Annotated in this window: 22 protein-coding genes; 13 read left to right on the top strand and 9 right to left on the bottom strand. The window is 69.3% G+C overall.

The window, feature by feature from the left end:
• Window positions 1-69: 69 nt before the first annotated feature.
• The 7 genes from AB0I16_RS09165 to trxA all read left to right on the top strand — a co-directional run bounded on the left by AB0I16_RS09165 (window position 70) and on the right by trxA (window position 10,035).
• Window positions 70-2,418, top strand: coding sequence for a DUF6049 family protein (locus tag AB0I16_RS09165; RefSeq protein WP_363248665.1), 2,349 nt, complete (start codon window positions 70-72; stop codon window positions 2,416-2,418).
• A gap of 47 nt (window positions 2,419-2,465) precedes the next feature.
• Window positions 2,466-4,898 (top strand): murein biosynthesis integral membrane protein MurJ, encoded by a 2,433-nt coding sequence (gene murJ / locus AB0I16_RS09160; RefSeq protein ID WP_363248664.1) that lies wholly within the window; start codon window positions 2,466-2,468, stop codon window positions 4,896-4,898.
• Window positions 4,899-5,016: 118 nt separating this feature from the next.
• Window positions 5,017-6,732 carry a protein kinase family protein gene (locus AB0I16_RS09155; protein ID WP_363248663.1) on the top strand — a complete coding sequence of 572 codons (1,716 nt, stop codon included), beginning with the start codon at window positions 5,017-5,019 and terminating at the stop codon, window positions 6,730-6,732.
• A 43-nt stretch (window positions 6,733-6,775) separates the two neighbouring features.
• The gene (gene sigM, locus AB0I16_RS09150) at window positions 6,776-7,525 is read left to right on the top strand and encodes an RNA polymerase sigma factor SigM (RefSeq protein WP_363248662.1); all 750 of its coding nucleotides are present in this window, start codon (window positions 6,776-6,778) and stop codon (window positions 7,523-7,525) included.
• Window positions 7,522-8,487 carry a hypothetical protein gene (locus AB0I16_RS09145; protein ID WP_363248661.1) on the top strand — a complete coding sequence of 322 codons (966 nt, stop codon included), beginning with the start codon at window positions 7,522-7,524 and terminating at the stop codon, window positions 8,485-8,487. The genes sigM and AB0I16_RS09145 overlap by 4 nt, the downstream gene beginning before the upstream one ends.
• A gap of 215 nt (window positions 8,488-8,702) precedes the next feature.
• Window positions 8,703-9,665: a thioredoxin-disulfide reductase gene (gene trxB / locus AB0I16_RS09140; RefSeq protein WP_363248660.1), complete on the top strand. Its 963-nt coding sequence runs from the start codon at window positions 8,703-8,705 to the stop codon at window positions 9,663-9,665.
• Window positions 9,666-9,702: 37 nt separating this feature from the next.
• Window positions 9,703-10,035 carry a thioredoxin gene (gene trxA, locus AB0I16_RS09135; protein ID WP_363248659.1) on the top strand — a complete coding sequence of 111 codons (333 nt, stop codon included), beginning with the start codon at window positions 9,703-9,705 and terminating at the stop codon, window positions 10,033-10,035.
• Between the two features lie 102 nt (window positions 10,036-10,137).
• On the opposite strand, the gene AB0I16_RS09130 is transcribed toward trxA, so the two are convergent.
• From AB0I16_RS09130 to rpmH, 9 genes are all read right to left on the bottom strand, one after another.
• Window positions 10,138-10,755 (bottom strand): GNAT family N-acetyltransferase, encoded by a 618-nt coding sequence (locus AB0I16_RS09130; protein WP_363248658.1) that lies wholly within the window; start codon window positions 10,753-10,755, stop codon window positions 10,138-10,140.
• Between the two features lie 307 nt (window positions 10,756-11,062).
• A complete protein-coding gene (locus tag AB0I16_RS09125) occupies window positions 11,063-12,178 on the bottom strand; it encodes a ParB/RepB/Spo0J family partition protein (protein ID WP_363248657.1) in 1,116 nt (371 codons plus the stop codon).
• Window positions 12,175-13,254, bottom strand: coding sequence for a ParA family protein (locus AB0I16_RS09120; RefSeq protein WP_363248815.1), 1,080 nt, complete (start codon window positions 13,252-13,254; stop codon window positions 12,175-12,177). The genes AB0I16_RS09125 and AB0I16_RS09120 overlap by 4 nt, the downstream gene beginning before the upstream one ends.
• A gap of 262 nt (window positions 13,255-13,516) precedes the next feature.
• The gene (gene rsmG / locus AB0I16_RS09115; RefSeq protein WP_363248656.1) at window positions 13,517-14,233 is read right to left on the bottom strand and encodes a 16S rRNA (guanine(527)-N(7))-methyltransferase RsmG; all 717 of its coding nucleotides are present in this window, start codon (window positions 14,231-14,233) and stop codon (window positions 13,517-13,519) included.
• A gap of 102 nt (window positions 14,234-14,335) precedes the next feature.
• Window positions 14,336-14,851: a R3H domain-containing nucleic acid-binding protein gene (locus tag AB0I16_RS09110; RefSeq protein WP_363248655.1), complete on the bottom strand. Its 516-nt coding sequence runs from the start codon at window positions 14,849-14,851 to the stop codon at window positions 14,336-14,338.
• A gap of 14 nt (window positions 14,852-14,865) precedes the next feature.
• A complete protein-coding gene (gene yidC, locus AB0I16_RS09105) occupies window positions 14,866-16,167 on the bottom strand; it encodes a membrane protein insertase YidC (protein WP_363248654.1) in 1,302 nt (433 codons plus the stop codon).
• Between the two features lie 3 nt (window positions 16,168-16,170).
• Window positions 16,171-16,527, bottom strand: coding sequence for a membrane protein insertion efficiency factor YidD (yidD, locus tag AB0I16_RS09100; RefSeq protein WP_363248653.1), 357 nt, complete (start codon window positions 16,525-16,527; stop codon window positions 16,171-16,173).
• Complete coding sequence (gene rnpA, locus AB0I16_RS09095; protein ID WP_363248652.1) at window positions 16,524-16,895, bottom strand: ribonuclease P protein component; 372 nt, start codon at window positions 16,893-16,895, stop codon at window positions 16,524-16,526. The genes yidD and rnpA overlap by 4 nt, the downstream gene beginning before the upstream one ends.
• Before the next feature lie 21 nt (window positions 16,896-16,916).
• Complete coding sequence (gene rpmH / locus AB0I16_RS09090; RefSeq protein WP_006381191.1) at window positions 16,917-17,054, bottom strand: 50S ribosomal protein L34; 138 nt, start codon at window positions 17,052-17,054, stop codon at window positions 16,917-16,919.
• Window positions 17,055-17,420: 366 nt separating this feature from the next.
• On the opposite strand from rpmH, the gene dnaA reads away from it, so the two are divergent.
• The 6 genes from dnaA (at window position 17,421) to gyrB (ending at window position 26,568) form a co-directional block, all read left to right on the top strand.
• Window positions 17,421-19,307, top strand: coding sequence for a chromosomal replication initiator protein DnaA (gene dnaA / locus AB0I16_RS09085; protein ID WP_363248651.1), 1,887 nt, complete (start codon window positions 17,421-17,423; stop codon window positions 19,305-19,307).
• Window positions 19,308-20,370: 1,063 nt separating this feature from the next.
• Window positions 20,371-21,501 (top strand): DNA polymerase III subunit beta, encoded by a 1,131-nt coding sequence (gene dnaN, locus AB0I16_RS09080; protein ID WP_363248650.1) that lies wholly within the window; start codon window positions 20,371-20,373, stop codon window positions 21,499-21,501.
• Between the two features lie 90 nt (window positions 21,502-21,591).
• The gene (gene gnd, locus AB0I16_RS09075) at window positions 21,592-22,476 is read left to right on the top strand and encodes a phosphogluconate dehydrogenase (NAD(+)-dependent, decarboxylating) (RefSeq protein WP_363248649.1); all 885 of its coding nucleotides are present in this window, start codon (window positions 21,592-21,594) and stop codon (window positions 22,474-22,476) included.
• Between the two features lie 81 nt (window positions 22,477-22,557).
• A complete protein-coding gene (recF, locus tag AB0I16_RS09070; RefSeq protein ID WP_363248648.1) occupies window positions 22,558-23,679 on the top strand; it encodes a DNA replication/repair protein RecF in 1,122 nt (373 codons plus the stop codon).
• Complete coding sequence (locus tag AB0I16_RS09065; protein WP_363248647.1) at window positions 23,676-24,233, top strand: DciA family protein; 558 nt, start codon at window positions 23,676-23,678, stop codon at window positions 24,231-24,233. The genes recF and AB0I16_RS09065 overlap by 4 nt, the downstream gene beginning before the upstream one ends.
• Before the next feature lie 265 nt (window positions 24,234-24,498).
• Window positions 24,499-26,568, top strand: a complete 2,070-nt coding sequence (gene gyrB, locus AB0I16_RS09060) for a DNA topoisomerase (ATP-hydrolyzing) subunit B (protein WP_363248646.1) — start codon at window positions 24,499-24,501, stop codon at window positions 26,566-26,568.
• The last annotated feature ends 32 nt before the right edge of the window (window positions 26,569-26,600 follow it).

The raw sequence follows: 26,600 nt of genomic DNA, 5'->3' as shown, positions 1-26,600 counted from the left end.
ACAGCACACCTCGTTACCATGCGTGGACGCACAACCGACGACCACTGACGACGAGGGATAGGCGAACGCGTGGCCGAGGCGGCAGACTTCCCGGGGACACGCCCCACACCTGCCCGCCGGTGGCTGCGGCGCACCGCGGCACTGCTGGTGGGTACCCCTTTGCTCGCCGGGCTCCTGCAGGCCCCGGTGAGCCCGGCCGCGGACGCCGCGGTGCCCGGTGCGCCGGCCGCCGCCGCCCCCGACAAGGGCCCCGTCGACGTCTCGCTGGACGAGCTGACCCCCGCCATCCCCCGTGAGGGCGACACGGTCACCGTCTCCGGCACCGTGACCAACAAGGGCAAGCAGACGGTGACCGACGGGAAGGTCGGGCTGCGCCTGGGACCGCCCCTCAGCGGCCGCAGCGCCCTCGACAGCGCCACGAAGCGCAAGGACTTCCAGCCGGGCACCGACGGCACCGAGCTGGGCGGCAAGTACGTCGACGAGATCGCCAAGCTCGTGCCCGGCGTGCCCACGGACTTCAGCATCTCCGTCCCGGTGAAGGCGCTCGACCTCGGTGAGGACGGCGTCTACCAGCTCGGCGTGACCCTCACCGGTCAGAGCGCCGCCCGGCCCTACCCCCAGGTGCTCGGCATCGAGCGCACCTTCCTGCCGTGGCAGCCGGAGGCCGCGGAGACGAAGACGAAGACGACGTATCTGTGGCCGCTCATCTCCGAGACGCATCTCACCGCGGAGACGGGTTCCGACGAGCAGCAGACGCCCGTCTTCAAGAACGATGACCTCGCCGACGAGCTCGCCGCGGGCGGGCGCCTGCAGCAGCTCCTCGCGCTGGGCAGCGACCTCGACGTCACCTGGGTGATCGATCCGGACACGCTGGCCTCGGTCGAGGCGATGACCGAGGGCTACCGCATCCGCAACGCCGACGGGAAGACCACCAGGGCGGGCAAGCACCAGGCCGTCGCCAAGCAGTGGCTCAACGACCTCGAAGCCGCCGTCAAGGACAAGAAGGTCGTCGCCCTCCCCTTCGCCGACCCCGACCTGGCGTCGCTCGCGCACACCGGCAAGGGCGTCACCGGCTCCCTCAGCCACCTCAAGGAGGCCACGGAGGCCGGGGTCAGCGCGGTGAAGGCGATCCTGCACACCGAGGCGAGCACCGACTTCGCGTGGCCCGCCGAGGGGGCCATCGACCCGTCGATCGTGGACGTCTCCACCTCGGCGGGCGCCCACACGGTGATCGCCCGCAGTGACAGCCTCCGGGAGAGCGAGTCCCTTCCGTACTCGCCGACCGCGGCCAGGCCCATCGGTGGCGGCACCACGGCGGTGGTGGCCGACGCGCGGCTGTCCACGGCCTTCGAGGGCGACATGACGGTGAGCGAGAACGCCACGCTCGCCGTGCAGGAATTCGCCGCCCAGAGCCTGCTGCTCAACCAGCAGGTGCCGGGCAAGCAGCGCAGCATCGTCATCGCCCCCCAGCGCATGCCCACGGTCAGCCAGGCCCAGACGATGGCCAAGGGCCTCACGGCGCTGCAGGAAGGCCCCTGGACGCAGTTCCAGGGGCTGACCGCGGCGGCGAAGGCGAAGCCGGACCCGCAGGCCACGACGCGGGTGCCGTCGGCGCGGGCGTACCCGGCCGCGCTGCGCAAGCGGGAGCTGCCGCAGTCGGCCTTCATGACCTTCCGCGACACGCAGAGCGCGCTGGAACGCTTCCAGGTCATCCTCACCAAGAGGGACCGCGTCGTCACCCCGTTCAGGCGGGCCATAGACCGCGGGATGTCCACGTCCTGGCGCGGCAGGCCGGCCGAGGCGACCACGTACCGCAACGGCGTGCAGAGCTATCTGGAGAGCCTCACCAAGCAGGTCTCGCTGATCAAGAGGTCCGACGCGAAGCTCTCCGGGCGCAGCGCCACCATCCCGGTGTCGGTGCAGAACAACCTGGTGCAGGGTGTGGAGCATCTGACCCTGCGGCTCTACTCCAGGAAGCCGACCCGACTGGAGGTCGGCGGCGGGGAGTACGAGGAGAAGCAGGTCAAGATCGCCGGCGGGCACTCCCAGTCGGTGAAGTTCACCACCACGGCCAAGGCCAACGGCCCGGTCCCGGTCTACGCCCAGCTCTTCACGGAGGACGGGCAGCCCTACGGGGAAGCCGTGCACTTCGAGGTCAACGTCACCGAGTTCACCCTCGCCGTGATGCTCGTCATCGCCGGTGGCCTGCTGCTCCTGGTGCTCGCCGGATTCCGGATGTACACGCAGCGCAAGCGCGCGGCGCGCAAGCGGGCCGAAGAGGGCCCGGACGAGGGCCCCGAGGACGAGAACGGGGCCGCCGCCGAAGACGGCGACCCCGAGCAGCCGAGTGACCCGACACCGGACACCGCTCCCGAAAGCACCGACCCGTCGGACACGGGTGAGAGAGTGGACCGTTGAGCGATGTCGTGGCCGGTGGGCCCGGGGACGATGAGGTGGGGTAATCCATGAACGCGCCGTACGACGGTGACCGTGGCCAGGGCTCGGGTGGCTCTGGCCCGGCCGGCGGCCCCCCTCCGGGCCCCGACGACCACACCGGGCAGCAGGTCCCGCCGCAGCCCGCGCCCGACGCGTACCTCCAGGACGCCTACGACCAGGACCCCTACCGCGGGCAGGACCTCTCCGCGCAGGACCCGGTCGCCGAAGCGCTCTACGACCGCGCGGCGCACCCCCCGCCGCCGCCCGGCACATACCCCCAGCAGCCGCTCTACGGTCGGCCGCCCGTCTCGGAGCACGCGCCGGACCCGCGCGTCTGGGCGCAGCCTCCGGCCCCGGAGCCGGAGGGGCCCTCGCGGCACCTGCCGTACGGCGACGACGCCCGTACGACGCAGTTCGTGGGCGTCGACGACCTGGTCACCCAGGCCGGCGAGGAGTACCACGAGCCGGACGCCTTCGCGCATCTCTACCGCGACCAGCAGGCCGGCGGATACGGCGGCCGACAGGCCGAGTACCAGCAGAGCGGTCATCAGCAGGGCGGCTACCCACAAGGCGGCTACCCGCAGGGCGGTTATCAACAGGACGGCTACCAGCAGGGCGACGGCTACCCGCAGAACCAGGGCCAGGGCTACCCCCAGGGCAGTGGCTATCAGCAGGGCGGCTACCAGGGCGGTGACGGCTACCCCCAGGGCAACGGCTACCAGCAGCCCGTCGACGGCGGCTACGCACCCGCCGACCAGCCGATCGTCCCCGCCCCGGCCCCCGCTCCGGCGCCCGCACCCGCTCCGGCTCCCGCCGCGAAGTCGGGCGGCCGTGCCTCCAGCCTGCTGAAGTCGAGCGCCCTGATGGCGGCGGGAACCATCGTCTCCCGCCTCACCGGCTTCCTGCGCACGCTCGTCATGGCGGCCGCGATCGGCGTCGCCACGCTCAACGACTCGTACCAGGTCGCGAACACCCTGCCGACGATGATCTACGTCCTGGTCGGCGGCGGCGCCCTGAACGCGGTGTTCATCCCTCAGCTCGTGCGCGCCATGAAGAAGGACGAGGACGGCGGCGAGGGCTATGCCAACCGGCTCCTCACCCTGGTCATGGTGCTGCTCGCCGGTGTCACCGTGATCTGTGTGGTGGCGGCGCCGATGTTCGTGCGGTTGATGTCGCCGACGATCGCGGCCGACCCCGTCCGCATGGACGTCACCGTCACCTTCGCGCGCTTCTGCATCCCGACCATGTTCTTCATGGGCGTGCACGTCGTGCTCGGGCAGATCCTCAACGCCCGCGGGCGCTTCGGCGCGATGATGTGGACCCCGGTCCTCAACAACATCGTGGTCATCGCCACCTTCGGCGCATTCATCTGGGCCTTCGGAAGCTTCACCGAGTCGGGCGTCGCCCCCTCCAACATCACGCCGGACGGCGTACGCCTCCTGGGCCTCGGAACGCTGCTGGGCCTCGTCGTGCAGTCGCTGGCCATGCTCCCGTACCTGCGCGAGGCCGGGTTCAAGATCCGCCTGCGCTTCGACTGGCGCGGACAGGGGCTCGGCAAGGCCGCGCGGCTGGCGAAGTGGACCTTCTTCTTCGTCCTCGCCAACCAGCTCGGCATGGTCGTCGTCACCCAGCTGGCCACCAGCGCCGGCACGACGGCCTCCGACCAGGGCCACTCCGGCACGGGCATCACCGCGTACAACTACGCGCTGCTCCTGTGGCAGATGCCGCAGGCCATCATCACGGTCTCCGTCATGACCGCGGTCCTGCCGCGCATCTCGCGCTCCGCGAACGACGGCGACCCCGCCGCCGTCCGTGACGACATCTCGTACGGTCTGCGCACCTCGGCGGTGGCGATCGTGCCGTGCGCCTTCGCCTTCCTCGCCCTCGGCGTCCCGATGGCGACGCTGCTGTACGCGGGCTCCGGCTCGGGCGCTCAGAACATCGGCTACATCCTGATGGCCTTCGGGCTCGGTCTGATTCCGTACTCGGTCCAGTACGTCGTCCTGCGCGGGTTCTACGCCTACGAGGACACCCGCACGCCGTTCTACAACACCCTCATCGTGGCCGCGGTCAACGCTGCGGCGTCGGCGCTCTGCTTCTTCGTGCTGCCCGCCCGGTGGGCCGTCGTCGGCATGGGAGCCTCGTACGGCCTCGCCTACGCGGTCGGGGTGGGTGTGGCCTGGCGGCGCCTGCGCGCGCGGCTGGGCGGCGATCTGGACGGCGCTCAGGTGGCGCGCACGTACACCCGGCTCTTCGGCGCCTCGATCCCCGCGGCCCTGGTGGGCGGTGCCATCGGGTTCGCCGTCCTGCGGACCATGGGTACGGGGGCGCTCGGCTCACTGGCCGCGCTGATCGCGGGCGGCGTCGCGCTCATCGGCGTGTTCTTCGTGGCCGCCCGAAAGATGCGGATTGCGGAACTCAACTCGATGGTCGGCATGGTCCGCGGCCGTCTCGGACGCTGAGATGAGCGCTACCGCACAACCATCGTTCGCTACCGCGTGTCGTGCATAGCACCGGACTGTGGGCACAATTGGCTTTGGCGTCTGACGTAGCGCAACGGATGGGGAGGCAGGAACGACGGTGGCGGAACGGAGCACGGCTGCCGTCGACGTGGCAGACAACAGTGGTGACGAGCCGCTGACCGCCAAGGCGGAGAAGGCCACGGCCGACGGGGCGGCCCAGACCCGGGAGCGGGACACGGCAGCTGACGAAGACGGGGCGGAGACCGACAAGCCCAAGAGCCGAGGGACGACCTCACCCCCAGAGCTGCACAGTGGCCACAAGCTCGCCAGACGCTATCGGCTCGAAGAGTGCGTCACCCGTCTGGACGGTTTCAGCAGCTGGCGCGCGGTGGACGAGAAACTCCGCCGCGCGGTCGGCGTGCATCTGCTGCCCGCGGACCATCCGCGGGCCCGCTCCGTGCTGGCCGCGGCGCGTTCCTCCGCCCTTCTCGGGGACCCGCGCTTCGTGCAGGTCCTGGACGCCGTCGAGGAGAACGACCTCGTCTACGTCGTCCACGAGTGGCTTCCGGACGCCACGGAGCTGACCGCGGTGCTCGCGGCGGGCCCGCTGGAGGCCCACGAGGCCTATCAGCTCGTCAGCCAGGTGTCCCAGGCCATGGCCGCCGCGCACCGGGAGGGCCTCGCACATCTGCGGCTGACCCCGGGGGCCGTCCTGCGTACCTCGACCGGTCAGTACCGCATCCGCGGCCTCGCGGTGAACGCCGCGCTGCGCGGCATCGAATCCGATACGCCGCAGCGCACGGACACCGAGGCGATCGGCGCCCTCCTGTACGCGGCCCTGACCCAGCGCTGGCCCTACGAGCAGGACGCCTACGGCCTCTCGGGCCTGCCCAAGGACGTGGGCCTCATCGCCCCCGACCAGGTACGCGCCGGAGTCCACCGCGGCCTCTCCGAACTCGCCATGCGGGCGCTCGTCAACGACGGGGCGACCGCGTCCCGCCAGGACCCGCCGTGCACGACGCCCGAGGAGCTGGTCAAGGCCATCGGCGAGATGCCCCGCATCCGCCCGCCGGAGCCCGCCTTCACCGCGCCCCCCGAGTACCAGCGCACCTCGTACCAGCAGGGCGCGTACAACCGCCCCGCGGCCCACCTCGGCGTCACACAGCCCGTCGTGCCCCCGCCGCCCCCGCTGCAGAGCCGTACGGGCAGGGCCCTCAAGTGGGCCGTGTCGGCGCTGCTCATCGCCGCGCTCGGCCTCGGCAGCTGGCAGCTCGCCGATGCCCTGATGGACCGCGAGAACTCCGGGGACTCCGACGGCACGACGCAGACCACCGGTGGCGACGACAAGGACCAGCCCAGGCCCAAGAAGCCGATCGCCATCGAGGACGCACGGGAGTACGTCGCCAAGGGCCCCGCACAGTCCCCGGAGAGCGTGCGGAACACCTACGACAAGGACAGCTCCTCGCTGTGGCGCACCAAGACGTTCAACGACGGTCCTGAGCTCGCCCCGTACAAGCCCGGTGTCGGTATCGTCTACGACCTCGGCTCGGCACAGGACGTCTCGGCCGCGTCGATAGCTCTCAAATACGGCGGTTCCCACACCACGGCCACGCTTTATGCCACGGATTCCTTGACGCCCTCCTCGGCGATCGATTCGATGAAGAAGATCGGCGGCGTCACCACGTCGGACACCACCGCGAAGATCTCGGCCAAGAAGCCGGTCAAGTCGCGGTACGTGCTCCTCTGGCTCACCGCTCTGCCGAACTCCGGTCCCGACGGTTACTACAGGGCCGGTTACAAGCAGGCCATCACGGACGTGCAGTTCAAGGGCTGAGGAACCGGCTCGGCGAGGCTCACTGGGGGGAGGGGGTTCGACGGTGGACGACACCGCGCATGGCGACGTCAGCGACAAGGACCTCCTCGCCCGCCACGTAGCCGGCGACAAGGACGCCTTCGGTGAGATCGTCCGGCGCCACCGTGACCGGCTGTGGGCCGTGGCCCTGCGCACCCTCGGGGACCGCGAGGAGGCGGCCGACGCGGTACAGGACGCCCTCGTCTCCGCCTACCGCGCCGCTCACACCTTCCGGGGGCAGTCCGCCGTGACGACGTGGCTGCACCGCATCACCGTGAACGCCTGCCTCGACCGCGCGCGCAAGGCCGCGTCCCGCAAGACCTCTCCGATCGACGACACCGAACGCCTCGATCAGCTTCTGGAACCCGAGGAGTCCGCTGCCGAACCGGTCGAGCGCGGCGACCTCCACCGGGAGCTGGTGGAGGCGCTGGGCACTCTCCCGCACGACCAGCGCGCCGCTCTCGTCCTGGTCGACATGCAGGGCTATCCGGTGGCCGAGGCGGCACGGGTCCTCGACGTGCCCAGCGGCACCGTCAAGAGCCGCTGCGCCCGGGGCAGAGCCAGGCTCCTGCCGCTCCTCACGCACCTGCGCACGGACGCACGCGCCCAGGGAGCCAAGAGCACCGACACCGGAGGGAGCGAGAAGCCCGCCGCGGAAAGGAACCGGACGCGGGGGGCATCCGTCCCACCGGCAGCGGGGCCACGAGACACAGGACCACGAGATGCAGGACCAAGCGATTCAGCTGCCGTGAAGGGCGGAGGTGGGCGAGCGTGACAGCCACGACCGACTCGGCCGGGCACCCGGAGGTCACGGAGATCTCCGATCTGACCGAGGGTCTCCTCTCCCCGTCGCGCACGGGCGCCGTGCGACGGCATCTGGACGGCTGTGAGCTCTGCGCCGACGTCTACGCCTCGTTGAAAGAGATCCGCGACACACTCGGCACCTTGCCGGGGCCGTCCCGCATGCCCGCCGATGTCGCGGGCCGCATCGACGCCGCGCTGGCCGCCGAGGCGCTGCTGGACTCCCTCACACCCGACGACCACGTTCCAGACGCTCCGGACTCAGGCGCCCATGAGCCCTCCCCGGAGTCCCCAGCCTCCCCCTCGGTCGGGGATGTTTCACGTGAAACATCGCCGGTCTCCACTCCGGGCATACCGGCGGATCGCCCCGCCGGGCGTCCACGCGCCGCCACCGGCCCCGGACGCGGGAAGCAGCCCCGGCGCCCGCGCCGCCGAACGGCCGTGCTCGGCGCCGTCTTCACCGCAGCCGCCATCGGCCTCGGTTCCCTGCTGATCCAGACCGTCGGTGACGACGGTGGAGGCACGTCCCCCAACGCGGGGCGGCATGACTCGGCGTACTCCTTCTCCAAGGGCGCCCTGAAGGGTCGGGTCGCCGCTCTCCTCGCCGAGAACTCCACCAAGGAGGCAGGGCAGGAGAAGTCCGAGGGCGGGAAGCAGTCCTTCGGCCCGCGCTCCAGCCCGGAGTCCCCGGAAGGCACCCCGATGCGCGCGAGCGCGGCTCAGGTGCCCGAGTGCATCCAGCGCGGCATCGGTGACCGCATCCCTCTCGCCTCCGAAGAGGGCTCGTATGAAGGAAAGCGCGCCTATCTCGTCGTGGTGCCGCATGACTCGGACGCCGCCCAGGTGTCCGCGTACGTCGTCGACGCCGCCTGTGTGGGCGATTCCTCGCCCCGGGCCGGCAAGGTTCTGTTGACGCACTCCTACCCCCAGGGCTGACGGGCGGACGTCTTTTCGCACCCCCTCTTCATGGGTACTCGCGTCCGCTGCCAGGGGTGTTGTGGCCGACCGCACGGTCCGGCCCCGACATGCTTCCGTACGCGCCGACCCGACCGGGAATGCATGCCCCGTAGGATCCGTTGGGTGGGGTGAGAGTCCTGAGACAGGCCCCCACCAGCAGTACGCAGCAGTCCCCAGAGACGAGGAATCAAGCCGTGACCGACGTCCGTAACGTGATCATCATCGGCTCCGGGCCCGCCGGCTACACGGCGGCGCTCTACACCGCGCGCGCGTCGCTGAAGCCGCTGGTGTTCGAGGGCGCCGTCACCGCCGGCGGTGCGCTGATGAACACCACCGAGGTGGAGAACTTCCCCGGCTTCCAGGACGGGGTCATGGGTCCTGAGCTCATGGACAACATGCGCGCCCAGGCCGAGCGCTTCGGTGCCGAACTCGTGCCCGACGACGTCGTCGCCGTCGACCTCAGCGGCGAGATCAAGACCGTGACGGACACCGCGGGCACCGTGCACCGTGCCAAGGCCGTCATCGTCACGACCGGCTCCCAGCACCGCAAGCTCGGCCTGCCGAACGAGGACGCCCTCTCCGGACGCGGCGTCTCCTGGTGCGCCACCTGTGACGGCTTCTTCTTCAAGGACCAGGACATCGCCGTGATCGGCGGCGGCGACACCGCGATGGAGGAGGCCACCTTCCTCTCCCGCTTCGCCAAGTCCGTGACGATCGTCCACCGCCGCGACAGCCTGCGCGCCTCCAAGGCCATGCAGGAGCGTGCCTTCGCCGACCCGAAGATCAAGTTCATCTGGGACAGCGAGGTCGCCGAGATCAAGGGCGAGCAGAAGCTCTCCGGCCTGACGCTGCGCAACCTCAAGACCGGCGAGACGGCCGAGCTGCCCGTGACCGGCCTCTTCATCGCCATCGGTCACGACCCGCGCACCGAACTCTTCAAGGGCCAGCTCGACCTGGACGACGAGGGCTACCTCCGGGTCGCGGCCCCCTCGACCCGGACGAACCTCACCGGTGTCTTCGGTGCCGGTGACGTCGTCGACCACACCTACCGCCAGGCGATCACGGCCGCCGGCACCGGCTGCTCCGCCGCCCTCGACGCCGAGCGCTACCTCGCTGCCCTCGCCGACAGCGAGACGGCCACGGCCGCCACCGTCTGACCCCCTCTTCCCACCGCAACAAGTTAAGGAGACTGCCGTGGCCGGCACCCTCAAGAACGTGACCGACGCCTCCTTCGAGGAGGACGTCCTCAAGAGTGACAAGCCCGTACTGGTGGACTTCTGGGCCGCTTGGTGCGGTCCGTGCCGTCAGATTGCCCCGTCGCTCGAGGCGATCGCGGCCGAGCACGGCGACAAGATCGAGATCGTCAAGCTCAACATCGACGAGAACCCGGGGACGGCCGCCAAGTACGGCGTCATGTCCATCCCGACGCTGAACGTGTACCAGGGTGGCGAGGTCGCCAAGACCATCGTCGGCGCCAAGCCGAAGGCCGCGATCGTGCGTGACCTTGAGGACTTCATCACCGAGTAGTCCACGGGCTTCGTCGCCGTGCACGCCATCTCGTGACCGGTGACGATGTTTCACGTGAAACACGAATGGACCAGTCCCTCCGGGGGCTGGTCCATTCGTCGTTCAGAGCGGTCGGAGCGCTGGTTCCTTCTGTACCGCGCCCAGGAGACGGTCCAGCGCCATCTCGACGTCCTCTTTCCACGACAGCGTCGTCCGCAGCTCCAGCCGCAGCCGAGGATGGCTGGGGTGCGGACGGACCGTCTTGAATCCCACCGCCAGCAGATGATCCGCGGGCAGCAAGCACGCCGGCCCTTCCCACCGCGCGTCCCCGAACGCCTCGATGGCCTTGAACCCCCGGCGCAGCAGATCCTTCGCCACCGTCTGGACGATCACCCGCCCAAGCCCCTGCCCTTGATAGCCGGGCATGATCCAGGCCGTTATCAACTGCACGGCATCCGGGGAGACCGGGCTCGTGGGAAACGCGGTCGAGCGCGGGACGTAGGCGGGAGGTGCATAGAGCACGAATCCCACCGGGACGTCGTCGACGTAGACGATGCGGCCGCAGGAGCCCCACTCCAGCAGGACGGCGGAGATCCAGGACTCCTTCTCCAGCTCCGCGGTCCCCGCCTTTACCGCGGCTTGCCCGCTGACCGGGTCGAGTTCCCAGAAGACGCAGGTGCGGCAGCGCTGGGGGAGGTCCGGGAGATTGTCCAGCGTGAGCGGTACGAGCCGACGCCCCATGAAGGCGAATCCTCACTTTCCTCGCCCGCGGCGTCGCGGGCGGCTGTCAGAGCACCGCGTTCCCTGAGCAGGCTGCCGACGAACCCGCCGACCGCTCCCAGCCCAAGGCCCGCGGTCATCAGTCCGGTGCGGCTCACCGATCGCATGGCCCCCGCCTCCCCAAAGAGGTGCTGTCAGGTGGATGTGCCATACCTGTACGCATCGTATCCACGATGAGATTGCATCTATACCGTAAGAAAGCAAAGAGCGGGCGGTGTGCCGGTACAGACCGGACACCGCCCGCTCTCGCGGTGGCTACCCCACTGGCTCAGTCCTTGCCGTCCTCGGACGACTCCTCCGAGTCCTCGTCCGACCCGTTCTGCAGGACGGGGCCCTCGCCCGGGGCCAGCGTGCTCAGGATGCGCTCCAGGTCCTCAAGCGAGGCGAAGTCGACAACGATCTTGCCCTTCTTCTGGCCCAGGTCCACGCGCACCCGCGTCTCGAAGCGGTCCGAGAGCCGGCCCGCCAACTCGCTGAGAGCGGGCGAGACCCGGGCACCGGCCCGCGGCCCCTTGGCCTTCGGAGCGCTCTGCGGCCGCGACCCCATGAGGGTCACGATCTCCTCCACAGCACGGACCGAGAGCCCCTCGGCCACGATCCGGTGGGCGAGGCGGTCCTGCTCCTCCGAGTCCTCCACCGAGAGCAGCGCCCGAGCATGACCCGCCGAGAGGACACCGGCCGCGACCCTGCGCTGCACCGCCGGCGAGAGCTTCAGGAGCCGCAGCGTGTTGGAGACCTGCGGGCGGGACCGGCCGATGCGGTCCGCCAGCTGATCGTGCGTGCAGTTGAAGTCCTTGAGCAGCTGGTCGTAGGCAGCGGCCTCTTCCAGCGGATTGAGCTGCGCCCGGTGCAGGTTCTCCAGCAGCGCGTCCAGAAGGAGCTTCTCGTCGTCCGTGGCACGCACGATGGCCGGGATGCGCTCCAGACCCGCCTCGCGGCAGGCCCGCCAGCGCCGCTCACCCATGATGAGCTCATAGCGCCCGGCACCGAGCTGGCGCACGACGACCGGCTGGAGAAGCCCGACCTCCTTGATGGAGGTGACGAGCTCGGCGAGCGCGTCCTCGTCGAACACCTCTCGCGGCTGCCGGGGGTTCGGCGAGATCAAGTCGAGTGGCAGCTCGGCGAAGTACGCGCCGGCGACGGGCTTCGTCTCCGGTGCGGGCTCCGCGGCCTGCTGATGCTGCTCCGGTGTTTCACGTGAAACAGGGGGCTGCGAGAGCGCGGTCACCTTGGCGGCCGCCACACCGCGCTCGGTGGTGAGCACGGGCACGGCCGTCGGCGAGGCCGAGGCTCCCGTCGTGCTCTGCGGTACCTGCTTCTCCGTAGGGGCTGCGGGGATCAGGGCCCCCAGGCCCCGACCCAGTCCTCTCCGTCGATCGCTCACTGCATCCCCTCCGTCATGCTGTGCTGGTCGTTCTGTGCGCCCATCTGCTGGGCGTGCTGAACCTCGTAGCGAACCCCGACTCCGCGCAGCGCGATCTCGCGTGCCGCCTCGAAGTAGGAGAGGGCGCCACTCGATCCCGGATCGTAGGTGAGCACCGTCTGGCCGTAGCTCGGCGCCTCGGAGATACGGACCGAACGCGGAATGCTTGTCCGCAGGACCTCTTCGCCGAAGTGGCTGCGGACCTCCTCGGCCACCTGCGAGGCGAGGCGGGTCCTCCCGTCGTACATGGTCAGCAGGATCGTCGACACATGCAGGTTCGGGTTGAGGTGCCCGCGCACCAGGTCAACGTTGCGCAGGAGCTGTCCGAGCCCTTCCAGCGCGTAGTACTCGCACTGGATGGGGATGAGGACTTCCGCGCCCGCCACCAGAGCGTTGACGGTCAGGAGCCCCAGGGACGGCGGGCAGTCGATGAGGATGTAGTCCAGCGGCTGCTCATACGCCTGGATCGCCCGCTGAAGCCGGCTCTCGCGTGCCACCAGCGATACCAGCTCGATCTCCGCACCGGCGAGATCGATGGTGGCCGGGGCACAGAAGAGCCCTTCGACGTCCTGCACCGGCTGGACGACATCGGAGAGCGGCTTGCTGTCGACCAGCACGTCGTAGATGGAAGGCACCTCGGCGTGGTGATCGATGCCGAGTGCCGTGGAGGCGTTGCCCTGCGGGTCGAGGTCCACCACCAGCACGCGCGCGCCATGCAGGGCGAGCGAGGCGGCGAGATTGACGGTCGTCGTTGTCTTGCCCACCCCGCCCTTCTGGTTGGCGACCACCATGACGCGGGTCTGCTCAGGACGTGGCAGGCCCTCGCCGGTGCGGCCGAGCGCTTCTACCGCCAGCTGGGCAGCTCGACCGATGGGTGTGTCGTCCATCGGGGTCGGTGTTTCACGTGAAACATCCTCCCCCGCCGATTCGGTACGGGGGCCGGGGACCGGATCGGTCATCGGTCCCGCGATGTTGGCGTCGGACCGCAAGGATTCACTCTCCTCGACATCAGGCTCGCAATGAACAGAGCCTCCCATGCTTTCGGGGTCATGAACCAGCGAGGCCCGGTCTTCTGTGGACGAATCCACCTCTGTGGACAACTCCGTTCCCCTATCGAGGGAACCGAGTGGCCGACGGTCGCGAGGTTCCGCAGCGCGGCCGCGATTGATGATGCCATGCAGCAGTGAGCGACGTTTCACGTGAAACACGATGCACGGCAGCCGGGGTGCCGCTGGTGCGACACCCCGGTGTGCGTACGTATGGCAGCTTGTGTGGCGTATGGCTCGTCGCCGGGACGGATCAGCGGCGTCGGCGCGCGCGGCCTGCCCTGGCCGCCTTGGCGCGCTTCGCGGCGAAGCGCACACCACCTGGGCTCTCCCCGACCTCGACGCGCACGACGGTGGACTGCGGGTCCACCACGCCCTCGCCCACGTGGAGGACCGAGGTGTCCACCGCTCCCAGCTTGCTCAGAGCGGCGCCGGCCGCCTTGACCTCTTCTTCGGCGGTGTCGCCCTTGAGAAGCAGCATCTCGCCGTAAGGGCGCAGCAGGGGTACGCCCCAGGCCGCGAGGCGGTCTAGGGGAGCGACGGCCCGGGCCGTGACGACATGGACCGGCGGCAACTTGCCGAGGACTTCCTCCGCACGGCCCCGCACGACCGTCACGTGGTCCAGGCCGAGCAGCTCGACGACCTCGGTGAGGAAGTTCGTACGCCGCAGCAGGGGCTCAAGGAGCGTGATCTTCAGGTCCGGGCGGACGAGGGCGAGCGGGATGCCGGGAAGCCCGGCGCCGGAGCCCACGTCGCACACGGTGACGCCCTCGGGCACGACCTCCGACAGCACCGCGCAGTTGAGCAGGTGCCGCTCCCAGAGCCGGGGGACCTCGCGAGGGCCGATCAGGCCACGCTGCACCCCCGCTTCGGCGAGCAGCTCCGCATACCGGACCGCGTCCGAGAAGCGATCGCCGAATACCGTCCGGGCCTCTTCAGGCGCCGGGGGGAGCTCCGCTGCCTCCGTCACGGGGAACCGTCCTTCCGTACCGCACTGGGGTGGCTGACTATCAGGCTGACAAAGACCGGCCCCGCCTGCGAACAGACGGGGCCGGAGGTTACGCGGTGCCGCTCAGGCGGGGAGCACGACGACGAAGCGCTGCGGCTCCTCGCCCTCGGACTCGCTGCGCAGGCCGGCGGCCTTGACCGCGTCGTGCACGACCTTGCGCTCGAACGGCGTCATGGGCTTGAGCTTGACCGACTCACCGGAGCTCTTCACGTCGGCCGCGGCCTTGGCGCCCAGCTCCGAGAGCTCCTCGCGCTTCTTGGCACGGTAGCCCGCGATGTCGAGCATGAGGCGGCTGCGGTCACCGGTCTCGCGGTGCACGGCGAGACGGGTGAGCTCCTGGAGCGCCTCCAGGACCTCACCGTCCCGGCCGACCAGCTTCTGCAGGTCACGGCTGGCGGTGTCACTGATGATCGAGACAGCGGCCCGGTCGGCCTCGACGTCCATGTCGATGTCGCCGTCCAGGTCGGCGATGTCGAGCAGACCCTCAAGGTAGTCCGCCGCGATCTCCCCCTCCTGCTCAAGGCGGGTGAGGGTGTCGCCGGCCTCGACTTCGGTGGAGGTGGTGGTGCCTTCCGTCACGGGAGGGGCTCCTTCTACTTCTTGGAGGACGGGTGCTTGGGCCGCTGCTGGCCCTTGCGCTGCTGTCCCGACTTGGCTTTGCTGCGGGTACCGGAGCCGGGCTTGTCGCCCGTCGTGCTGCTGCCGGCGGGCTTCGCCTTCGGGGCAGCGTCCTCAGGCTGGTCCTGAGCCTTCTCCAGCGACGTCTTGGCCTCCGCCTCACCGTCGGCCCTGGTGGCGCCCTGCGTCGCGGCGGACTGGCGCTTGGCCTTGCTCTGGCGCTTGGGCTGCTGGCGCTTGGGGCCGCCCGCGGGGGTACCTTCCTCGCCGTCGGCGACGACCGCGGTCTCGCTCTCCACCACCGTGCCGTCGGCCTGGGCCGCGAGGCCCGCCTTGCTCAGACCGTTGATGAACTTGCGCTCGAACTCGTTGCGGTCCCGGCCCTTGGCGACGATCGCCTTGATCACGTTCGTGTTGCCGCGCCCGCGCACCTTCTTGTTGTGCGTGACCTGCTTCTGCAGGCGCTCCAGGAAGGCGGCCTGGGCCTTGGAGCCCGGGGTGGGGTTCCTGCGGATCACGAACATCTGCTGGCCCATGGTCCACACGTTGGTGGTCAGCCAGTAGACGAGGACACCGACGGGGAAGTTGATGCCGAAGATGGCGAACATGATCGGGAAGACGTACATCAGCATCTTCTGCTGCTGCATGAACGGCGTCTTGACCGTGGTGTCGACGTTCTTCGTCATCAGCTGGCGCTGGGTGAAGAACTGCGAGGCCGACATCAGGATGATCATGAGGGCGGTGATCACGCGGACATCGGTCAGCGAGGCACCGAGCGAGGCGACCTTGTCGGCGCTGTCCATGAACTTCGCGGCCAGCGGGGCACCGAAGATGTGCGCCTTACGCGCGCTCTCCAGGAGATCGCCGTCGATGACGCCGATCTCCTTGCCCGTCGCGATGCCGTTGAGCACGTGGTACAGGGCGAAGAAGAACGGCGACTGCGCCAGGATGGGAAGGCACGAGGAGAGCGGGTTGGTGCCCGACTCCTTGTACAGCTTCATCATCTCTTCGGACTGGCGCTGCTTGTCGCTCTTGTAGCGCTCCTGGATCTTCTTCATCTCGGGCTGCAGCGTCTGCATCGCCCGAGTGGCCTTGATCTGCTTCACGAAGAGCGGGATCAGGCAGATGCGGATCAGGATCACCAGGGACACGATGGACAGGCCCCAGGCCCAGCCCGTGTCGGGGCCGAAGATCTTCCCGTACACCGAGTGGAACTGAACGATGACCCACGAAACTGGTGTCGTGATAAAGCTGAAGAGACTGGCAATCGTGTCCACTAATCAGGCTCCTTGAGCATGGGACGGGGTCTCGGTCTCGGCGGCCGTGGCCGGGGGGAGAGTCCCGGTCGGCGCGCCTGCGGCGGAGGTCCCGCCCTTGCGCCCGCGCCAGGAGGCGCGCAGCATCTCGTGCCACCGCGGACGCTTGCGCGGCGGCACATGGTCGACACCACCGAGCGACCACGGGTTGCACCGCAGGATGCGCCAGGCGGTGAGCGCCGTTCCCTTGATCGCACCGTGCCGGTCGATGGCCAGGTAGCCGTAGCGGGAACACGACGGGTAGTACTTGCACACCGGCCCGAGGAGTGGACTGATCGTCCACTGGTACAGCTTGATCAGGGCCAGCAGCGGGTACTTCATCGCGCGCCCCCTCCCAGCAGCCGCCGCAGGGCGGTGTCCAGGTCTCGGGCCAGCTGTGCATGGTCGGCGTCGCCCGCTCCGGGCAGCGCTCGTACGACTACCAGGCTACCGGGGGGCACGGAGGCGAGCCGGTCGCGCATGAGGTGGCGAAGCCTGCGCTTCACCGTGTTCCGTACGACCGCGTTGCCCACGGCCTTGCTGACGACGAAACCCGCACGCGTCGGGGGAAGGGTCTCCCCAGGCACGTGCGGGTCCGTTGCACCGCTACTTAGGTGGACGACGAGAAGCGGGCGTCCGGCCCGGCGTCCTCGGCGTACCGCGGTCGCGAAGTCTTCGCGCCGCCTCAGCCGATGCTCGGTAGGCAGCACGACGTCATGACCTGACTGAGATCAGGCGGAAAGGCTGGCGCGACCCTTGCCACGACGGTTCGCGAGAATCGCGCGGCCGGCACGGGTGCGCATCCGCAGGCGGAAGCCGTGGGTCTTGGCGCGACGACGGTTGTTCGGCTGGAAGGTGCGCTTGCTCACTCGGGGGCTCCAGAAATGATCGTATGGTGGCGGGACATCGCCTGGCTGTCACCGTGCGCCCACGAGAAGCTCGCGAATACGCACCGAGTGCACCGCTTCACAATCACAGATCGTGATCTTTGCCCATCGGAGGCAGGCGGCAGCAGCCATCGACAACTCGACCTGGTCACGGTACGCGGGGCTACGCCATCCGGTCAAACCGTCCTCCAGGGGGAGACACTGTGCACAGCCTGTGGACAACAACTTGAACCGCAGCCGTCGCCCTGACTACCTTGGCTGAACTCCGATTCGTTCCCTTCCCCCTCCCCATCCCGATTTCCGTCCCAGGAACCACACCTTCGTGGGACCCGTGAGAGAGCGTGCCCTGTGGCTGACGTACCTGCCGATCTTGCCGCAGTGTGGCCACGAGTTCTGGAACATCTGCTGGGTGAGGGCCGCGGGCAGGGCGTCGAGGCCAAGGACGAGCGGTGGCTGCGCAGCTGCCAGCCGCTGGCCCTGGTCGCCGACACCGCCCTCCTGGCCGTCCCGAACGAATTCGCCAAGGGCGTACTCGAAGGGCGGCTCGCGCCCGTGGTCAGCGAGACCCTGAGCCGGGAGTGCGGCCGCCCGATCCGCATCGCGATCACTGTCGACGACTCGGTCGGCGAGCCGGCGGGCCCCCCGGCGCCCCCGATGCAGCAGCCGGGCCAGCACCAGCAGCCGCAGCACCACCAGCAGCACCAGCAGCACTACGAAGAGCCCGAGCTGCCGGCCTCCAGCCAGGGGCGCGACGCGTATGACGGCTATGGGCGCCGCCCCTCGGACGAGCACCAGAACGGCTCCCGCTCCGACCAGCAGATGCCGACCGCCCGCCCCGCCTATCCGGACTACCAGCGTCCGACCCCCGGGGCGTGGCCGCAGCACCAGCAGCAGAGCGACTACGGCTGGCAGCAGCCCCGCCTCGGCTTTCCCGATCGCGATCCGTACGCGAACCCGGTGCAGCAGCCGCAGCGCGACTACCGCGGTCAGCCGTCGCACGAGCGCTCCCCCTACGAGCAGCAGCGCGAGCCGCAGGACCGGCGTGAGCGCCACGACATGTCCGAGGCGTCCGGCGACCACCGCGGCGGCGGGCACGGCGGTCACGGCGTGCACAGGGGCGGCCCCGTCGGCCCCACCTCGTCAAGCGGCGCCCCCGGTCCGCTGGCCGCGCAGCCGGCGCCCGCGACGGGCCCCGGCGAGCCGACCGCGCGGCTGAACCCCAAGTACCTCTTCGACACCTTCGTCATCGGTGCGTCGAACCGCTTCGCGCACGCCGCGGCGGTCGCCGTCGCCGAGGCGCCCGCCAAGGCGTACAACCCCCTCTTCATCTACGGGGAGTCCGGGCTCGGCAAGACGCACCTGCTGCACGCCATCGGGCACTACGCCCGGAGCCTCTACCCCGGCACGCGCGTGCGCTATGTGAGCTCGGAGGAGTTCACCAACGAGTTCATCAACTCCATCCGCGACGGCAAGGGCGACAGCTTCCGCAAGCGCTACCGCGAGATGGACATCCTGCTCGTCGATGACATCCAGTTCCTCGCGGACAAGGAGTCGACGCAGGAGGAGTTCTTCCACACGTTCAACACGCTCCACAACGCGAACAAGCAGATCGTGCTCTCCAGCGACCGGCCGCCCAAGCAGCTGGTCACCCTGGAGGACCGGCTGCGCAACCGCTTCGAGTGGGGTCTGATCACCGACGTCCAGCCGCCGGAGCTGGAGACGCGTATCGCGATCCTCCGCAAGAAGGCGGTGCAGGAGCAGCTCAACGCGCCTCCGGAGGTGCTGGAGTTCATCGCGTCCCGGATCTCGCGGAACATCCGCGAGCTGGAGGGCGCGTTGATCCGCGTCACGGCGTTCGCCTCGCTCAACCGCCAGCCGGTGGACCTGGGGCTCACCGAGATCGTCCTCAAGGACCTGATCCCCGGCGGCGAGGACGCGGCCCCGGAGATCACGGCGACGGCCATCATGGCGGCGACCGCCGACTACTTCGGGCTCACGGTGGACGATCTGTGCGGCTCCTCGCGCAGCAGGGTCCTGGTGACGGCGCGCCAGATCGCCATGTACCTGTGCCGGGAGCTGACCGACCTCTCCCTGCCGAAGATCGGCGCGCAGTTCGGCGGCCGCGACCACACGACGGTGATGCACGCGGACCGCAAGATCCGCGCGCTGATGGCCGAGCGGCGCTCGATCTACAACCAGGTCACCGAGCTGACCAACCGCATCAAGAACGGCTGACGTACGCGGCGGCAGGCCGTGGAGAAGCGCCCCGGGACAGACGGGCTCCCAGGGCGCTTTTCGTTGCCCACGCACGCGTGGAGACCCTTGTCCTGCTCGCCGGCCCCACTCGGGAGCCCTGAGACGCCCCTCAGACGCCCCAGACGTCCTTCACGCGTCCCCCAGACACCGCTCCGACACCCTCCGGCGCCCCGCTGTGGTCCCTCCGGAGGTGTTCCGGCGCGGTTCCGGGGCCCATCCGCCCGCACAGCACCCTCGTACGAGCACCTCTCGCTGTTCGATTTCCCCAGCTCAGGGCCGGGTTCTCCACAGATGTGCGAACTTTTTCGCTTCCACACCCTGGGGACTGAAAAGTTGTCCAGACGCTGTCCACAGGCAGCGCCACTGAGAGATCATCAGACCAGGTCAGGTGTCTGTGGATTCGTGGACAAAAGATCTCCACAGGCTGTGGATGAAATTTTCGTCCACAGGGTGTGCACGACGTTGTCCACCGGCGGCCCACAGGCGCGAGCGGGTTGTCCCCAGCTTTACCCGGCTTCTCCACACGGCTGTCCACTGTTCGGCAACACGACGCGCCTCCTCACCGAGTCGAGTGAAAGGCGTCACACCAAGGTGCCGGGTTGGCCTGTGGGGAAGCGGGGTAAAGCTGGGGACGAAGCTGGGGAGAAGTGGCCCTCCCCTGTGCACGGGGTGTGCAGAACTTTCGCCCGTCCACAGAAACACCCGGTTGTCCACGGGTGCCGCCCACAGGCACGGTGGATAAAAAACCGGGCCTGACCAGCGATTTCGCGGTTATCCACGGTTTCCACAGCCCCTACTACTACTCCCGACTAGAGAGTCCGGGGAAATCGTTTGGAAGGGGGGCCTGTGCACAACTCGCGCTTCGGGGCCCCGAGACCGCTCGGCACGACTTGACCCCGACAGGCACCGACTGTCAGTGCGGTGCGTCAGACTGTTCCCCGGTGTCCTTCCCACGGCATGGCTGAGAGACACCGAGTCAGACGACGAGGGCCACAGGCCCAGCGGGCGAGAGCAGCCAGCAACAGCAGGAGGGCGGCTAACGGTGAAGATCCGGGTTGAACGCGACGTACTCGCGGAGGCGGTGGCCTGGGCGGCACGCAGCCTCCCGGCCCGGCCGCCAGCGCCTGTCCTCGCGGGCCTGCTGCTGAAGGCCGAGGAAGGCGCACTGAGCCTGTCGAGCTTCGACTACGAGGTCTCGGCGCGCGTCTCGGTCGATGCGGAGATCGACGAGGAGGGCACGGTCCTCGTGTCCGGTCGGCTGCTCGCGGACATCTGCCGCGCGCTCCCCAACCGCCCGGTGGAGATCTCCACGGACGGCGTGCGGGCGACGGTGGTCTGCGGCTCCTCGCGATTCACACTCCACACGCTCCCTGTGGAGGAGTACCCCGCGCTGCCGCAGATGCCGACCGCCACGGGCACCGTCCCCGGTGAGGTCTTCGCCTCCGCCGCCGCGCAGGTGGCCATCGCCGCGGGCCGCGACGACACGCTCCCGGTGCTGACCGGCGTACGCATCGAGATCGAGGGCGACACGGTCACCCTGGCCTCCACCGACCGCTACCGCTTCGCGGTCCGCGAGTTCCTGTGGAAGCCGGAGAACCCCGAGGCGTCCGCTGTGGCGCTCGTGCCCGCCAAGACGCTCCTGGACACCGCCAAGGCCCTCACGAGCGGCGACACGGTCACCCTGGCGCTCTCCGGGTCCGGTGCGGGCGAGGGCCTGATCGGCTTCGAGGGCGCCGGACGGCGCACGACGACGCGTCTGCTCGAAGGCGACCTGCCGAAGTACCGCACGCTGTTCCCCACCGAGTTCAACTCCGTGGCCGTGATCGAGACCGCCCCCTTCGTGGAGGCCGTCAAGCGCGTGGCCCTGGTGGCCGAGCGGAACACCCCGGTGCGCCTCAGCTTCGAGCAGGGCGTGCTCATCCTTGAGGCGGGCTCCAGCGACGACGCACAGGCTGTGGAAAGGGTCGACGCCCAGCTCGACGGCGACGACATCTCCATCGCGTTCAACCCGACGTTCCTGCTCGACGGCCTGAGCGCGATCGACTCCCCGGTCGCCCAGCTGTCCTTCACGACCTCCACGAAGCCCGCGCTGCTCAGCGGCAGGCCGGCCATGGACGCCGAGGCGGACGACGCCTACAAGTACCTGATCATGCCTGTACGTCTGAGCGGCTGAGCCCACAGGTGTGAGCGTGCGTCCGGGCGTAGGCTCGGACGCGGGTACGAAAGTGCCCGGAACGCCACGTCGCTAGTGAAGGAACCTCTGATGGAGCTCGGTCTCGTCGGCCTTGGCAAGATGGGCGGCAACATGCGCGAGCGCATCCGCCGCGCAGGTCACACCGTCATCGGATACGACCGCAATCCGGATCTCGCGGATGTCCACAGCCTGGAAGAGCTTGTGGGCGAACTGAAGGGCCCCCGGGTGGTGTGGGTGATGGTCCCCGCCGGGGCCGCGACCCAGGCCACCATCGACGAGCTCGCCGAGCTGCTGCAGCCCGGAGACGTCGTCGTGGACGGCGGCAACAGCCGCTGGACGGACGACGAGAAGCACGCCGAGGAGCTGAAGGCCAAGGGCATCGGCTTCGTCGACTGCGGCGTCTCCGGCGGCGTCTGGGGCCTGCAGAACGGCTACGCGCTGATGTACGGCGGTGACACCGAGGACATCGCGAAGGTCCAGCCGATCTTCGACGCCCTCAAGCCCGAAGGCGACTTCGGCTCCGTGCACGCCGGCAAGGTCGGCGCGGGCCACTTCTCGAAGATGGTCCACAACGGCATCGAGTACGCCATGATGCAGGCCTACGCCGAGGGCTGGGAGCTGCTGGAGAAGGTCGACTCCGTCACGGACGTGCGCGAGGTCTTCCGCTCCTGGCAGGAGGGCACGGTCATCCGTTCCTGGCTGCTCGACCTCGCGGTCAACGCCCTGGACGACGACGAGCACCTGGAGAAGCTGCGCGGCTTCGCGCAGGACTCCGGAGAGGGCCGGTGGACGGTCGAGGCCGCCATCGACAACGCCGTGCCGCTGCCCGCGATCACGGCCTCGCTCTTCGCCCGTTTCGCCTCGCGCCAGGACGACTCCCCGCAGATGAAGATGATCGCCGCGCTGCGCAACCAGTTCGGCGGCCACGCGGTGGAGTCCAAGAGCGAGCACTGATCCACAGCCTGTGGGGAACTCCAGCGGTTTCCCACAGGCCTCGAAGCACGTGAAGTAGGCCGGGGGAGGTCGGCGCACACCATGCACGTCACGCATCTCTCGCTGGCCGACTTCCGCTCGTACGCCCGGGTCGAGGTCCCTCTCGACCCGGGCGTCACCGCGTTCGTGGGGCCCAACGGCCAGGGCAAGACCAACCTCGTGGAGGCCGTCGGCTACCTCGCCACGCTCGGCAGCCACCGCGTCTCCTCGGACGCCCCCCTGGTCCGCATGGGCGCGGAGCGGGCCGTCATCAGGGCCAACGTCCGCCAGGGCGAGCGGCAGCAGCTAATCGAGCTCGAACTGAACCCCGGCAAGGCCAACCGCGCCCGCATCAACAGGTCCTCGCAGGTCAGACCGCGTGACGTGCTGGGCATCGTGCGGACGGTCCTGTTCGCGCCCGAGGACCTCGCGCTGATCAAGGGGGACCCCGGTGAGCGGCGGCGCTTCCTGGACGAGCTGATCACCGCCCGCTCCCCGCGCATGGCCGGCGTCCGCTCCGACTACGACCGGGTGCTCAAGCAGCGCAACACCCTCCTGAAGTCGGCCGCCCTCGCGCGGCGCCACGGCGGACGGTCCATGGACCTGTCCACGCTCGACGTGTGGGACCAGCACCTCGCACGCGCGGGTGCCGAGCTGCTCGCCCAGCGGCTCGACCTCATCTCCACGCTCCAGCCCCTCGCCGACAAGGCGTACGAGCAGCTCGCGCCCGGCGGCGGCCCCGTCTCCCTGGAGTACAAGCCGTCCGCGCCCGGCGACGGGGTCACCCGCGAGGCGCTGTACGAGCAGCTCATCGCCGCCTTCGAAGAGGTCCGCAAGCAGGAGATCGAACGCGGCGTGACCCTGGCGGGACCGCACCGCGACGACCTGCTGCTCAGACTGGGCCAGCTCCCCGCCAAGGGGTACGCGAGCCACGGCGAGTCCTGGTCGTACGCCCTGGCACTGCGCCTCGCCTCGTACGACCTGCTCAGGGCCGAGGGCAACGAACCGGTGCTCGTCCTCGACGACGTCTTCGCGGAGCTGGACTCCCGCCGCAGGGAGCGGCTCGCGGAGCTGGTGGCGCCGGGCGAGCAGGTCCTGGTCACCGCCGCGGTGGACGACGACGTCCCCGGCGTCCTCACCGGCACGCGGTACGCGGTGTCGGACGGCGCGGTGGACTGCGTATGAGCACCGCGGAACCGGCCAAGGGCGACCCCGCGAACCCGGGGGCGCCCAAGCCGCCCGAGCCCTCCGGCGTCGACCTCGCCCGGGTCGCCCTGCGCGCGGCGAAGGAACAGGCACGCGCGCGTGGGGACGCCGCCCAGCAGAAGAAGCAGGCGCGCCGCGGCGGTCTGCGCTCCGGGGCGCGCTCCGACGGACGTGACCCCCTGCCGCTCGGCTCCGCCATCAACCGGCTGATCACCGAGCGGGGCTGGGAGACCCCGGCCGCGGTCGGCGGGGTCATGGGCCGCTGGCCGCAGATCGTCGGCGACGACCTGGCCAAGCACTGCGTGCCCCAGAAGTACGACGAGGACGAGCGCGTCCTGACCGTGCAGTGCGACTCGACGGCCTGGGCGACGCAGCTCCGCCTCATGGCCCCGCAGCTCGTCGCGCGCCTGAACGAAGACCTGGGCCACGGCACCGTGCGCCTCATCAAGGTGCTCGGCCCCCAGGGCCCCACCACCCGCTTCGGACCCTTGCGCGCACCGGGAAGCACGGGCCCCGGGGACACCTACGGCTGAGGCCGCCGGGTGCGGTAGCGGGGGGTTGACGGCTCGAAGCGCTGAGTGCCGCTGTGAGCCCTTTGGAGCCCCGTTCCGCATATGGGGAGTCGGCCGAGTCCCGTTCAGGACGGCACATGCGGACTCAGGTACCGGCAAACCCCCATCACTGTCAGCGCTACCGGTAGACTGGGAGCTAATCCCGCCCCACTTGTGGGACGCACCGAGCAACGCTGACTATCGCTGAACGACGCAGCCGCTCCGGCCACCGCCGGGAGCTTGGCTTGTGCTGTGCCAGAAAGGGCGCTTCGTGGCCGATTCCGGCAACCCCAACGAGAACATCCCGTCCACCGCCGCAGGCGAGAACGTCGAGGCCCCACCCTCGTACGACGCCAGCGCGATCACCGTCCTCGAGGGTCTCGACGCGGTCCGCAAGCGACCCGGCATGTACATCGGCTCGACCGGTGAGCGCGGTCTGCACCACCTCGTGCAGGAAGTCGTCGACAACTCCGTGGACGAGGCGCTGGCCGGTCACGCGGACACGATCGACGTGACGATTCTCGCCGACGGCGGCGTCCGTGTGGTCGACAACGGCCGTGGCATCCCGGTGGGCATCCACCCCGTCGAGAAGAAGCCGGCCGTCGAGGTCGTGCTCACCGTGCTGCACGCGGGCGGCAAGTTCGGCGGCGGCGGGTACGCCGTCTCCGGTGGTCTGCACGGCGTCGGTGTCTCCGTCGTGAACGCGCTGTCCACCAAGCTCTCCGTGGACATCAGGACGGACGGCTACCGCTGGACGCAGGACTACAAGAGTGGCGCCCCGACCGCCCCGCTGGAGCGGCACGAGGCCACCGAGGAGACCGGTACCTCGGTCACCTTCTGGGCCGACGGCGACATCTTCGAGACCACGGTGTACTCCTTCGAGACGCTCGCGCGGCGCTTCCAGGAGATGGCCTTCCTCAACAAGGGCCTGACGATCAAGCTCACCGACGAGCGCGAGTCCGCCAAGGCCACGGCGGGCGCCGACTCGGCGGAGGCGACCGACGACGAGGCCGCCGAGGCCCGTACGGTGACGTACCACTACGAAGGCGGCATCGTCGACTTCGTGAAGTACCTCAACTCCCGCAAGGGCGAGGTCGTCCACCCCACCGTCATCGACGTCGAGGCCGAGGACAAGGAGCGCCTGCTCTCGGCCGAGATCGCCATGCAGTGGAACTCCCAGTACACCGAGGGCGTTTACTCCTTCGCGAACACCATCCACACGCATGAGGGCGGCACGCACGAGGAGGGCTTCAGGGCCGCGCTGACGGGCCTGGTCAACCGCTACGCGCGCGAGAAGAAGCTGCTCCGCGAGAAGGACGACAACCTCACGGGCGAGGACATCCGCGAGGGTCTGACGGCGATCATCTCGGTGAAGCTCGGCGAGCCCCAGTTCGAGGGCCAGACGAAGACCAAGCTGGGCAACACCGAGGCGAAGACCTTCGTCCAGAAGGTCGTCCACGAGCACCTCACGGACTGGTTCGACCGCAATCCGAACGAGGCCGCGGACATCATCCGCAAGGGCATCCAGGCCGCCACGGCCCGCGTCGCCGCCCGCAAGGCGCGCGACCTGACCCGCCGCAAGGGGCTCCTGGAGACAGCGTCCCTGCCGGGCAAGCTGAGCGACTGCCAGTCGAGCGACCCGACGAAGTGCGAGATCTTCATCGTCGAGGGTGACTCCGCCGGCGGTTCGGCGAAGTCCGGCCGCGACCCGATGTACCAGGCGATCCTGCCGATCCGAGGCAAGATCCTGAACGTCGAGAAGGCGCGCGTCGACAAGATCCTGCACAACCAGGAGGTCCAGGCGCTGATCTCGGCGTTCGGCACCGGTGTGCACGAGGACTTCGACATCGAGAAGCTCCGCTATCACAAGATCATCCTGATGGCGGACGCCGACGTCGACGGCCAGCACATCAACACGCTGCTCCTGACGTTCCTCTTCCGCTTCATGCGTCCCCTCGTCGAGGCCGGCCACGTCTACCTGTCGCGCCCGCCGCTCTACAAGATCAAGTGGTCGCGGGACGACTTCCAGTACGCGTACTCCGACCGCGAGCGCGACGCCCTGGTCGAGATCGGCCGCCAGGCGGGCAAGCGCATCAAGGACGACTCGGTCCAGCGGTTCAAGGGCCTCGGCGAGATGAACGCCGAGGAGCTCCGGGTCACGACGATGGACCAGGAACACCGCGTGCTCGGCCAGGTCACCCTGGACGACGCGGCACAGGCCGACGACCTCTTCTCGGTGCTGATGGGAGAGGACGTCGAGGCACGGCGCTCGTTCATCCAGCGCAATGCCAAGGACGTCCGCTTCCTCGACATCTGAGTCGGCCCGTACGAGCCGCACCTCGAAAGGAC

This window comes from Streptomyces sp. NPDC050703 (assembly GCF_040654435.1).
In the GTDB taxonomy this organism is placed as follows: domain Bacteria; phylum Actinomycetota; class Actinomycetes; order Streptomycetales; family Streptomycetaceae; genus Streptomyces.
This window is presented reverse-complemented; position numbering and strand designations above follow the sequence as displayed.

What these genes read in the sequence shown, in the direction of transcription:
- AB0I16_RS09120 (WP_363248815.1), bottom strand. Translation starts at nt 13,254, where the DNA reads ATGGGAGGCTCTGTTCATTGCGAGCCTGATGTCGAGGAGAGTGAATCC.
- recF (WP_363248648.1), top strand. Translation starts at nt 22,558, where the DNA reads ATGCACGTCACGCATCTCTCGCTGGCCGACTTCCGCTCGTACGCCCGG.
- AB0I16_RS09065 (WP_363248647.1), top strand. Translation starts at nt 23,676, where the DNA reads ATGAGCACCGCGGAACCGGCCAAGGGCGACCCCGCGAACCCGGGGGCG.
- gnd (WP_363248649.1), top strand. Translation starts at nt 21,592, where the DNA reads ATGGAGCTCGGTCTCGTCGGCCTTGGCAAGATGGGCGGCAACATGCGC.
- murJ (WP_363248664.1), top strand. Translation starts at nt 2,466, where the DNA reads ATGAACGCGCCGTACGACGGTGACCGTGGCCAGGGCTCGGGTGGCTCT.
- AB0I16_RS09130 (WP_363248658.1), bottom strand. Translation starts at nt 10,755, where the DNA reads ATGGGGCGTCGGCTCGTACCGCTCACGCTGGACAATCTCCCGGACCTC.
- yidD (WP_363248653.1), bottom strand. Translation starts at nt 16,527, where the DNA reads ATGAAGTACCCGCTGCTGGCCCTGATCAAGCTGTACCAGTGGACGATC.